8 protein-coding genes are annotated in these 11,117 nt (G+C 70.4%); 1 reads left to right on the forward strand and 7 read right to left on the reverse strand.

Annotation, left to right across the window (positions count from 1 at the left end):
* Positions 1 to 203 precede the first annotated feature (203 nt).
* The 3 genes from ACZ60M_RS23165 to ACZ60M_RS23175 form a co-directional block, all read right to left on the reverse strand.
* Positions 204 to 1,751, reverse strand: a complete 1,548-nt coding sequence (locus ACZ60M_RS23165) for a type 1 periplasmic-binding domain-containing protein (protein ID WP_465421254.1) — start codon at positions 1,749 to 1,751, stop codon at positions 204 to 206.
* On the reverse strand, positions 1,748 to 2,620 hold the full coding sequence (locus tag ACZ60M_RS23170; protein WP_465421256.1) for a hypothetical protein: 873 nt from the start codon (positions 2,618 to 2,620) through the stop codon (positions 1,748 to 1,750). Before ACZ60M_RS23170 ends, ACZ60M_RS23165 begins: the two co-directional genes overlap by 4 nt.
* A 150-nt stretch (positions 2,621 to 2,770) precedes the next feature.
* The gene (locus tag ACZ60M_RS23175; RefSeq protein WP_465421258.1) at positions 2,771 to 4,369 is read right to left on the reverse strand and encodes a glycoside hydrolase family 43 protein; all 1,599 of its coding nucleotides are present in this window, start codon (positions 4,367 to 4,369) and stop codon (positions 2,771 to 2,773) included.
* Between the two features lie 81 nt (positions 4,370 to 4,450).
* Between ACZ60M_RS23175 and ACZ60M_RS23180 the strand changes: the two genes are divergently transcribed.
* Entirely contained in the window at positions 4,451 to 4,960 is a 510-nt protein-coding gene (locus ACZ60M_RS23180) for a GNAT family N-acetyltransferase (protein ID WP_465421260.1), read from the forward strand.
* On the opposite strand, the gene ACZ60M_RS23185 is transcribed toward ACZ60M_RS23180, so the two are convergent.
* The 4 genes from ACZ60M_RS23185 to pyk form a co-directional block, all read right to left on the reverse strand.
* The gene (locus tag ACZ60M_RS23185) at positions 4,957 to 6,135 is read right to left on the reverse strand and encodes a sulfotransferase family protein (protein WP_465421262.1); all 1,179 of its coding nucleotides are present in this window, start codon (positions 6,133 to 6,135) and stop codon (positions 4,957 to 4,959) included. The two genes, ACZ60M_RS23180 and ACZ60M_RS23185, sit on opposite strands and share 4 nt — an antisense overlap.
* Positions 6,136 to 6,246: 111 nt before the next feature.
* The gene (locus ACZ60M_RS23190; protein ID WP_465421264.1) at positions 6,247 to 8,412 is read right to left on the reverse strand and encodes an acyltransferase family protein; all 2,166 of its coding nucleotides are present in this window, start codon (positions 8,410 to 8,412) and stop codon (positions 6,247 to 6,249) included.
* 284 nt (positions 8,413 to 8,696) lie between these two features.
* Positions 8,697 to 9,593: an acyl-CoA thioesterase gene (locus tag ACZ60M_RS23195; protein WP_465421266.1), complete on the reverse strand. Its 897-nt coding sequence runs from the start codon at positions 9,591 to 9,593 to the stop codon at positions 8,697 to 8,699.
* Positions 9,594 to 11,003, reverse strand: a complete 1,410-nt coding sequence (gene pyk, locus ACZ60M_RS23200; RefSeq protein ID WP_465421267.1) for a pyruvate kinase — start codon at positions 11,001 to 11,003, stop codon at positions 9,594 to 9,596.
* Positions 11,004 to 11,117 lie beyond the last annotated feature (114 nt).

The raw sequence follows: 11,117 nt of genomic DNA on the forward strand, positions 1-11,117 counted from the left end.
TCACCACTGTGCATGTGCCGCATGAGGAGCTGGGCCGGGAGGCGGTGCGGCTGGGGCTGCGCCGCGAGGCGACCGCCTCGGACCAGGTCGTGCTCGGGACCCACATCGTGGTGCGCGAGACGGTGGCGCCACCGCCGCGCCGATAACGACGTTTCCGGGGCCGGGCCGCTTTGCAGCGCCCCGGCCCTGTTGGTGTTCGCGGGTCAGTCCACCGGGGTCACGTACGTGTCCTCTGCGGGCAGACCGGCGGGTTCAGCGGGGTAGGGCAGCGGGACCACCGGCACCCATTTGCCTCCCGGGTTGCCGCCGCGGTTGCTCGCGAAGCTGAGCGTGCCGGTCGCGCCGCGCACGACCTGCTCGCTGTTGAGCAGCAGCAGGTGCTCGCGCACGTCCTCGGGCAAGGGCGCCTTGACCTCCCAGGGGTTGGTGATGCGCACCGCGCCGATCGCCGCGGCCAGCGAGTCGTGGTAGGTGACGGCGTACCCGTCGGAGAGCGCCGCGGGGTCGTCGGTGACGAGCCTCGTGAAGTGCTCCTGGAACGCCGCGAAGCCCTCGGGCGCGGGCCTCGCGCCCGTGGCCCAGCCCGGGTCGGCCCCGGCCGCGTACAGGACGTTGAGGTTCCCGTCGCTGATCTGCTGCAGCACTTCGGCATCGTGCTGGAGGTCGGTGCCGGTGACGCCGAACATCACGGTCAGCGGCTGCTCTTCGCGGCAGCCGCGGATGCTGAGGGATTCGATGAGCACCTTCAGATCCGGTTCGCGCCCAGCGAACAGCACCACGTCCGATCCGGCCGTGCAGATGTTGCGGGTGATCGGGTCGAACACCTCCGGGCCGCCGGTCTCGATCGAGCGGCCGGGGAACGGCTGGTCGGAGGCGGTCAGGTACGCGCCGAGCTCCGCTTCGTACGCGGTGCGCAGGGTGGTGGTGTACCGGTCCTGGGTGGTGCTGTCGTACACCATGATCGCCGAGTCGAGCTCGTCCTGCGCGTCGAGGTGGCGGCGCAGGGCCACCGCGAAGTCGGTGTTGCTCGGCGCGGCCCGCAGGAGCCCGTCGATGCCGTCGTGGTCGATACCGTCCGCAGTGGTCACACCCGTGACCATCGGGATGCCGTTGGCGGCCAGGCGTTCAGCGGCCTGCACCGTGGCGTCGCTGCTGACGCCCTGGCCCATGACGGCCACCAGCGGCACCTCGTCGTCGAGCATGTCCTCCAGCTGGCCGACCGCGAGCTCCCAGTGGGTCTGCCGCGCGCCCTCGTTCGCGAGGTACAGCTGCACGTACGGCTGCGGGTCGCCGAGCTCGCGGGTGCGGTTGGCGCGGTGGAGCGCGACGTACGCGCCTTCGAGGGCGCTCTGGATCTTGTCGGCGCTCATGGCGCTGTCTTCGGTGGTCGTCAAGGTGGTGAGCAGCGCGATCCGCACCAGCGGCAGGCCCTCGGCCTCGGACTGCTCTGCGGCCCAGTCGTTCTCGGCCTTGATGTTCTCCTGGACCTCGGCGAACTGCTCCTGGAAGACGTACGAGCCGTCGGTGACGCCGACGCACTCGTCGTCGACCTCGCGGATCTGGGAGAACCCGAACCCGCACTGGAACTGCGGCAGGGCCCACCGCACGCCGAAACCCAACGCGGCCAGCGCGACCACCACGGTCACGAAGAGCGCGAGGCGGCGCTGCCTGCGGCGGTGGCGGCGCCACCAGCGGGCGCCGCGGCTGAACCCGATACGGGCATCGTCGTCGATGGCGTCGATGTCGGTCATGCCGTCCTCCCCGTCCCGGGTGCTCTGGTGCCGTCGGTGACGACCAGGAACGCCGCGGGGTCGACCTCGGCGCGGTGGAGCCGGTCAGTGACCTCCTTCAGGCGCGCCAGGAACGCCTTCCCGGCGGCGGCGTCGGCGTTCGTCAGCAGCGCGACGCAGCAGTACCACTGCTCCTTCGCCAGACGCCCGCGCCCGTAGGCGAAACGGAGGTCGGCGAGGAACGCCCCGATCAGGGCCCGGTCGCGTCGGCGCAGGTCGGCCTCGCGGGCCGGGCCCGTCGCGGGCCGCGGGTGGGCCCACAGGTTCAGGTTGGCGAGGTAGTCGAGCGGTTCGTCCACTTCGCCCACGTCGCGGTGCCCGAACCACTTGTAGAAGCTGTACAGGGTCGGGAACCGCGCCTGGTAGAGCCCGGCGATGAGCGCGGGCACCTGCCCGGTGCCCGGCACGACCTGGCCGAGCATCGCGCCGCCTTCGGTCACGGCGTTCGCCGACACCGGCGGCGGCGCGAACGTCGCCTTCGCGGCCTGCTTGATCTGCCGTTGCGCCGCACGGTGGTTGCGGAAGTTGATCGGCTGGTCGGTGACGGCCAGCGCGAGTTCGAGCCGCCGGAACTGGAGCCCGGGGTAGGGGTCGCAGCGGCGCATGAGCTGGCGCTTCAGGTCGGTGAGGAGGTCGGGGACGGGGTCTTCGGTGAACTCGGCGCAGTTGACCAGCGCGACCGGGGCCTTGCGTTTGAGCTTGTCCTCGAAGTCGCGCAGGAGGTCGACGCGCCCGGGGTGAAGGAGCGGCGCGGGCGGCTTCTCGCCGGGCTTCGGCGCGTACAGGCTCGCCTTGAGCTCGGTGAGTGCGGCGCTGTCGGTGGAGGGCATGGGGGTGTCCTGTCGGGGTGCCGTACACGGTGCTTGGGGATCGCACATGCGGACGCGACGCTGCATCCTGTGAGGTGCATCCTAGTCCACCGGTACGACTGGCGGTTGCCGGTTGTTCACCGAAAGGGTGTCGCCCCTTCGGGTTTCGCGTCAGCCGATAACTGGAACGTAGGAGGCGTAGTCGAAGTCGGCGTACCCGCCTTCGGCGGCGAGGTCGTGCACCCAGAGGCCGACGAAGGCGCCGGTGAAGCCGAAGGCGTGGACGAGACCGGGGTCGATCCAGGTGGCGTGCTCGTCGGCGAGGATCGTCGCGTCTGCTTCAGCCGCAAGCGGTTCCCACTCGCCGCCGTCGCGGTAGGCGAAGCGCAGGACCGGGCCGTCGAAGACGATGCGCAGGTCGAGCTCGGGGCCGGCTTCGGCGATGGGGGTTGCCGTGCGGCGGCCGCGGTCGGAGGTGGCGAGGATGAGGCTGCGGCGGCCCTGTTCGAGTCCGATGTGGAGACTGTGCCAGTTGAAGCCGTTGTAGTAGGCGGTGATCCCGGCGGTCTGGTCGGCGGTCTGCGGGTCGAATTCGAGGCCGGCTTCGAAGACGCCGTGCTTGGCGGTGACGCGCTGGGCGACGAGGCTCGGCGTGCGCTTCCCGTACGGGGACTGGCCTCCGGTGACGCGCAGGTGCGAGGGTCGCGCGGTGAGGCTGAGCCAGGACGGGTCGGCGTGGCGGCGGAGGGTGGCCCAGCGGTGGTCGAGGGCGGGGGTGTCGAAGTCGTCGCGGGCGGGCGCTGCGGGCCAGGGGTGCGCGGGCAGGTCCGGAGCGGGGATCTCGAGTGCCGGTGCGGCACCGTCGATCCGGGGCCAGCCGTCGGTCCATTCGACGGCGGCTACGGCGGTCTCGCGGCCGAGGACGCAGCGGCCGGTCGCGTCCCGTTCGCGGGCGTCGGCGGGGACGCCGTCCTCGATCTCGGTGTAGGGCCGGGAGGTCAGGTACGTCATGTACCACTCCCCCGTCTGGGTCTCGACGAAGCAGCCGTGTCCGGCCTTCTGGAGCGGCAGGTCGAGCTTGTCGCGAGTGGTGAGCAGCGTGCCGTTCGGGTCGATTTCATAGGGGCCCAGGAGGTTCCGGGAGCGCGCGACGATCGCGCCGTGGTTGAAGCCGGTGCCGCCCTCGGCGCACAGGAGGTAGTACCAGCCGTCCTTTTTGTACATATGCGGGCCCTCGGTCACCCCGGCCGGGCTCGATTCGAGGAGCAGCACCGGGTCGCCGACGGCCTTGCCGTCATCGAGGCGCTGGATCTCGACGCCCCGGAAGCCCATGATCATGTTGAGCAGCCATGTCGAGCCGTCGTCTTCATGGAAGAGCGCGGCGTCGAAGCCACGCCCGGGCAGCCGCACCGGATCGGTCCAGTGACCGTCGATCGACTCGGCGGTGGTGAGGTAGTTCGCGCAGTCCTTGTAGCCGTAGGCGTAGTTGTCGAGGACCGAGAAGACGAGGTGGAAGCGGCCGTTCGCGTACGTGAGGTCGGGCGCCCAGACGCCGCCGGAGTCGGGGACGCCGGTGAGGTCGAGGAGGCGCGGCGAGTCGGCGATGCCGCCGATCGGCCGCCAGTGCCGCAGGTCCCGCGAGTGGTGGACCCGGATGCCGGGGCACCATTCGAACGTCGAGGTCGCCAGGTAGTAGTCGTCGCCGACCCGCAGGACCGAGGGGTCGGGGTGGAAGCCGGGCAGGATCGGGTTGCGGATCACGTCGCTCACAAGGGTCGATTCAACCGGGCCGCGCCACGGTTTGCAAGCGCTATCCCGCCTTTTCTGGAAGTTCCGAGGCAGAATTTCAGGGTGACCGCGAACCACGACTTCCAGATCCGTCCCGTCCGCGCCGAAGAGCATGCGGCCCTTGGGGACCTCACGGTCGATTCGTACCTCGAGGGCGGGTTCCTCCTCGGCGGGCTCGACGACCCGTACACGCCGCACCTGCGCGACGTCGCCCACCGCGCCGCCAACGCCCGTGTGCTCGTGGCCGCTGAAGCGGAGACGCTGCTGGGAGGCGTCACGCTCGCCTTCCACGGCAGCCCGATGTGCGAGCTGGGCGGCCCCGGGGACGCCGAGATCCGGATGCTCGCCGTCGCGCCCGCCGCGCACGGGCGCGGGGTCGGGTCGGCGCTCGCGGCCGCGTGCGTCGCACAGGCGCGGGCCGAGGCCGGGACCAAGCGCGTCGTGCTCTGCTCGCAGCAGACGATGCGCACCGCGCACCGGATCTACGCGCGGCTCGGGTTCGAGCGCGCGCCCGAGCTCGACTGGTCGCCGCTGCCCGGGGTCGACCTGTGGGCGTTCACCTTGGAGCTCTAGAGGAGCGCGCCGAACGCCCGCTTGTAGTCGCCGAGCGCCTGGTCGACCTCGCCGCCGCTGATGCCGTACCGGGCCAGGTCGTACTTGTGGGCCATCGGGCGGGCCGCCAGCGCCGCCTCGAGGGCGTCCTGCTCGGCCCGGCCCCAGGGCGCGCCGAGGTGGTCGAAGAGCTGCGGGAGGCGTTCGCGCGCCTCAGTAGTGAGGTCGCGGTAGGGCACGTCGACCACGGCGTAGGCCGGCATGCGGGCGCGGGCGGCGCGGGCGCGGTCGAGGCCGGTCGCGAAGAGCCCCAGCCAGGTCCGCCCGAGCTCGTGCGGGTCGATGTCGGCCGTGTTCATCGCGGTCGCGGTCTCGGTCATGGAGCACAGCGATGCGAGGGCCTCGGCCGGGTCGCGGTGGGTCCACAGGATCTGCGCGTCCGGGAAGGCCCTGATGAGCGCGCCGAGGTTCCACAGGTGCGCGGGCGCGCGGAGCACCCAGCGGCGGCGCGGGCGCCCGTGCTGCAGCACCTGGAGGGTCTGCTTGAGGTAGCGGTAGTCGGGGGCGTAGTCGCGTTCGAGCATCCACTGGACGTACCCGGGCGGCTGGGCGCGCACGAGGTGGCCGATGCCGTGCGGCAGGACCCAGACGTCGGCGTCGGGCTTCTCGGGGTGCATCTCGTAGACAGCGCCGAAGGTGGGGACGGCCTTGCCGAGGAAGTCGGCGGCGCGTTCGGAGCGGCGCAGGTGGTCGGCGGAGCCGAGGTCGGCGTACTGGAGCTCGTGCATGAGCGGGGAGCGGTGGGCCTCGGAAGCGGCCAGGAGGCGCTGGAGCATGGTCGTGCCGGTGCGGGGGACGCCGGTGACGACGATGGGGCGGCTGATGTGCTCGTCGGCGAGCTCGGGTTTGAGGACGTGGAGCTTGCGGATGCGGAGGCGGTTCTCGAGGCGGTCGGTCACCTCCTGCTGCACGGCGACCCAGCCGGTGACGGTGAGGCCGTGGATGTCGGCGTACCCGGTGACGAGGACGCGCATGTCCTCGATGAAGGCCTCTTCGCCGTGCGCGGTGGAGCCGGTGCGGTGCTCGGCTTCGCGGACGGCGCGGTCCAGGACGCGGTCGACCTTCTTGCGGCGTCCGGCGATCGCTGGGGTCAGGACCGTGTTGACGGCCTTCAGCCAGGGTGAGACCCGTTCCATTCGTACCGCTCCTTGTGTGCCGTTCACGCTGTGCCGCTTACGAATTGGAGGTGAGCCTACATTCAGGTTCGAATGCGGGCCCACCTCAGTGCGGCGAATTGTGAACCGGGACTACCGGGTCACCTGCTGGGCCTCCAACGGGATCGCCGCCGCCACTTGCGGCGTGAGTTCGGCGACGAACCTGGGCGACAGGTGGTTGGCGTCGCGGTAGACCAGGAGGTTGCCGACGACGACGGGGCAGGTGTCGCTGTCCATGTCGCACATCCACGGGATCGGGTCGACCACGGTCACCTCGGTCTCCGCCTCGACGCTCGCGACGGTCAGCGCGCGGCGTTCGGGCCGGGTCGTGGCCTGCTCGACGCCGACGACGCACTCGGTGACGTTGTCGGTGTGCTCGGCGAGGCACGCGGGGGTGTCCCCGGGCGGGTTCGCGGAGTCGGCCAGGTAGTAGACCTGGTCGGCCGCGTCGTCGAGCCGGTTGAGGCTCTCGGCCCAGCCGTCGGCCCACGCCTTGTCGGGGTCGTCGGCGAGGATCTCCTTGTTGTCGTAGGCGGAGGTGACGACGACGTCGGGTTCGAGGGACTCGATCTCGGCGAACGCCCGCTCCTTCCACTCCTCGCACTCGGTGTAGCGGCGGCCGAGCTGGTTGTCGTGCTCGATCGCGGCCGAGACGCTGCAGTTCGCCTTCGCGAACGGCAGGAGCTTCCAGCCGGAGGCCTCGGCGAGCTGGTTGAACGCCGGGAACCACTGGGCGGCATGGGAGTCGCCGAACAGCACGATGGTCTTCTCCCCGTCCGGGTCGCCGAACACGCAGTCCTCTGCGAGGTCGGTGCCCGTGCGGCCCGAGACGCAGTCGTCGGCGTACAGCGCGGGTTCGTCGGTACCGGCGACGTCGAGCGGCGGCGTGAGGTTCGCCGGAACGGACTCCACATCGGAGGATTCGCCGATCATCTCCCACACGGTGCTGTCGTCGCCGGTGATCTCTGCGGCCTCGCCGTTCTCCTCGGCCGGCATCGGCTGCTGCACCATCAGGATCGACACGGCGAGCATGCCCGTGATGAGCCCGCCGCCGAGCGCCAGCGCCCGCGACGGCACCTGCACGAGCGGCTTCTTCATGCGGATCGGGTTCTCCACCAGGTAGAACGTGGCGATCGTGAGCAGGAACGCGACGAGCATCAGGAACAGGTAGTGGCGCAGGCGCACCTGCTCCAGGCCCATCACCGCCGGGCCGATCATGATGAGCGGCCAGTGCCACAGGTACAGCCCGTACGAGATCTTCCCGACGAACTGCGCCGGGCGGACACCGAGCAGCAGCCCGGCGCCCAAGCGGTGCGGTGCGCACCCGGCGGCGATCACGAGCGCGCAGCCCGCGACCGGCAGCAGCGCAGCGGAACCGGGGAAGACGGTGTGCTCGTCGAGGACGAACACTGAAGCGATGATGAGTGCCAGTCCCGCCCAGGACGCGAGCGCGGCCGCCCACGTCGGCGCCCAAGCGCGGATGCGGCCCGCCGCGACGGCGACGAGTGCGCCGACCGCGAGTTCCCAAGCGCGCGTGTGGATGCCGAAATAGGACCACACGGGATCGTCGGCGGTCCAGGCGGCGCTGGCCCAGAACGAGGCGCCGCCCGCGACGACGAGGAACGCCGTGATGGCGACCGTTCGTCCCCCTCGGCGACGCTTGCGAGCCGTAAATTTGCGGAGTCCGCGGTTGCGATGCCTTGCGGCCGTGAACTTCCCGGGCCTGGAGAGCTTCGCGCCCAGGAAGGCGATCGCGAGCAGGACGAGCGGCCACACGATGTAGAACTGCTCTTCGACCGCGAGCGACCAGAAGTGCTGCAAGGGGGACGGCGGGACCTCGGCGTTGAGGTAGTCCGTGCCTTCCTGCGCCAGGCGGATGTTGATGACGTTGAGCGCGGCCGAGGCCGCGTCGGCGGCGATGTCGCCGAGTCTGGTGCGCGGCAGCCAGAGCCAGGCGGCCACCAGGGTCGCGATCAGCACGGTCGCGGCGGCCGGGAGGAGCCGCACGGCGCGGCGGGCGTAGAAGCCCGCGATCGATACGGTGCCGGTCTTGTCGATCTCGCGCAGCAGCAGCGAGGTGATGAGGAAGCCGGAGATGACGAAGAAGACGTCTACTCCGACGAATCCTCCTGCCATATAAGGGAAGCCGATGTGGGCGGCGATCACGGCGCCTACGGCGACGGCCCTGAGGCCTTCGATATCGGGCCGCCAGTGGCTGGGGCGCGCACTGGTCGGTGCTTTTGCGTTGGTCAGACGCATGGGTCTCGGTCTCCGAACGGTTCACCGGGCATCGGACTCCCAGCCGGGCAGGGCTGGGCGGACTGGGGATCGGGGGTCTTACCGGGGACGAACGCAGACCATAACATTGCCCGGTTAATGGGATCTACCCCCTCGAAAGCGGTGATATATGCCTCAATCCCCACGGAGAGCAGCGTTCTCAACACGGGGAACACCACTGACGGTGCCGCTGGAATGCAGCGAGGGCGCACCCGAATGTCCGGGTGCGCCCTCGCTGTACGTATCGCCCGCTTAGGGCTCTGCCGCTAAGGAACTCCCGGGGGCTCCGGGGTCTCGCGGAGCAGGCCCTCCTGTGTGGCCGAGGCGAGGTGCACCCCGTCCGCGTCGAAGAACCGGCCCTGGGCCAGGCCGCGCCCGTCGGCGGCGGTCGGCGAGATCGTGTCGTAGAGGATCCAGTCGTCGAACCGGAACGGGCGGTGGAACCACAGCGCGTGGTCCAGGCTCGTCCCTAGGTAGCCGCCGGGGCCCCAGACCTCGCCGTGGCGCGACAGGACCGAGTCCAGCAGCGTCAGATCCGAGGCGTACGTCAGCACGCACACGTGGATCAGCGGGTCGTCGGGCAGGCGGCCGTCGGTCTTCATCCACACCCGCTGGTGCTCCTGCGCCGGGCGCTCGCCCGAGGCCGAGAAGCCCGAGCCGCCCCCGGCGTAGCGCACGTCGATCGGGCGCGGCACGCGCGCCCAGATCCCGAGCCGGTCGGGGTGGGACTTCAGCTGCTCGCTGAGCGGCGGGATGTCCTCGGGGCGGGCGAGGCCGTCCGGGGCCGGGTCCGAGTGCTCCAGGCCGCGCTCGCCGGTGTGGAACGAGGCGGACATGAAGAAGATCGTCTGCCCGTTCTGCAGCGCCACCGTACGGCGTACGGAGAAGGAGCGGCCGTCGCGGATGTTCTCGACCTGGTAGACGATCGGCTTCGTCGAGTCGCCGGGGCGCACGAAGTACCCGTGCAGCGAGTGCACCCGGCGGTCGCCCGGAACGGTGCGCCCGGCCGCGACCAGCGCCTGCCCGGCGACCTGGCCGCCGAACACGCGCTGCAGGCCGACCTCGGCGCGCGGGCCCCGGAACAGGCCCTTGTCGATCTCTTCCAGGTCCAGGACGCCGAGGAGCGAGTCCACGGCGTCCTGGCCAACGAGGACTTCCCTCATCTAGGAGCCGATCTGGTGGACCCGGACGGTGTTCGTCGAACCCGGGGTCCCTGCCGGGGTGCCGGCCACGATGACGACGAGGTCGCCCGGCTGCGCCAGGTGGTGCTCCTGCAGGGTCTTGTCGACCAGCTTGAACATCGCGTCGGTGTGGTCGACGTGCTCGACCAGGTAGGAGTCGGTGCCCCACGACAGCGCCATCTGGTTGCGGACGCTCTCGATCGGGGTGAGGCCGTAGATCGGGCGGTTCGGCTTCAGGCGGGCGAGGCGCTTGACGGTGTCGCCGGTCTGCGTGAAGGCGACGAGGGCCTTCGCGCCGATCGCGTCGGCGATGTCGGCGGCCGCGTGGGTCACCGCGCCGGACTTCGTGCGCGGGTCGTGCAGCAGCTCGCGCAGCGGGATCGGGCCGTTCTCGGTGGTCTCCACGATCTTGGCCATGGTGCGCACGGTCCCGATCGGGTACTTGCCGACTGAGGTCTCGCCGGAGAGCATCACGGCGTCGGTGCCGTCGAGGACGGCGTTGGCGACGTCGGAGACCTCGGCGCGGGTCGGGCGGGCGTTCTCGATCATCGAGTCGAGCATCTGGGTCGCGACGATCACGGGCTTCGCGTTCTCGCGGCAGAGGCGCACGATCTCCTTCTGCACGATCGGGACCTCGTCGAGGGGCATCTCGACGCCCAGGTCGCCGCGGGCGACCATGACGCCGTCGAAGGCCCGGACGATCTCCTCGAGGCGCGCGACGGCCTCGGGCTTCTCGACCTTGGCGATGATCGGGCGGCGCACGCCGACCTCGTCCATCACCTTGTGGCCCAGGCGGACGTCGTCGGGGCTGCGCACGAACGACATCGCGATGAGGTCGACGCCGAGGTTCAGCGCGAACTTCATGTCGGAGATGTCCTTCTCGGACAGCGCCGGGACGGAGATGTTCACGTTCGGCAGCGACAGGCCCTTGTTGTTCGAGACCGGGCCGCCCTCGACCACGAGGCACTCGACGTCGGTGTCGTCGGCGCTGAGCACTTCGAGCGCCAGCTTGCCGTCGTCGACCAGGAGGCGGTCGCCCTTGGAGACCTCGGCCGGCAGCTTCTTGTAGGTGCAGGACACGCGGTCGTGGGTGCCGTCGACGTCGTCGGAGGTGATCCGGATGCGGTCGCCCGCGTCCCACTGCTCGACGCCGTTGGCGAAGGTGCCCAGGCGGATCTTGGGGCCCTGCATGTCGGCCAGGATGGCGACGGGCTTCCCGGCGGCCTCGGCGGCTTCACGGACCATCTGGTAGACGGCCTCGTGGTCGGCCTGGGCGCCGTGGGAGAAGTTCATGCGGGCGACGTTCATACCGGCGTCGATCAGGCCGGCCATACGCTCGGGCGTGGCCGTGGCAGGCCCGATGGTGCAGACGATTTTTGCTCTACGAGTCACCCTGCGAGCTTATATCGGACGCCTACTCGCACTCGCAGGGTCTCCGCAGTTGAGAGGTGGAATTCACCGCTGCCGGAATGCAAAACAAAGATAGGCGGAATTGAGCGCAGCAAG

The sequence above is a fragment of the Glycomyces sp. NPDC050141 genome (assembly GCF_055586545.1).

Bases quoted from the DNA above. Each gene is read 5' to 3' on its own strand.
- ACZ60M_RS23165 (WP_465421254.1), bottom strand. From the start codon at position 1,751: ATGACCGACATCGACGCCATCGACGACGATGCCCGTATCGGGTTCAGC.
- ACZ60M_RS23170 (WP_465421256.1), bottom strand. From the start codon at position 2,620: ATGCCCTCCACCGACAGCGCCGCACTCACCGAGCTCAAGGCGAGCCTG.
- ACZ60M_RS23185 (WP_465421262.1), bottom strand. From the start codon at position 6,135: ATGGAACGGGTCTCACCCTGGCTGAAGGCCGTCAACACGGTCCTGACC.
- ACZ60M_RS23190 (WP_465421264.1), bottom strand. From the start codon at position 8,412: ATGCGTCTGACCAACGCAAAAGCACCGACCAGTGCGCGCCCCAGCCAC.
- ACZ60M_RS23195 (WP_465421266.1), bottom strand. From the start codon at position 9,593: ATGAGGGAAGTCCTCGTTGGCCAGGACGCCGTGGACTCGCTCCTCGGC.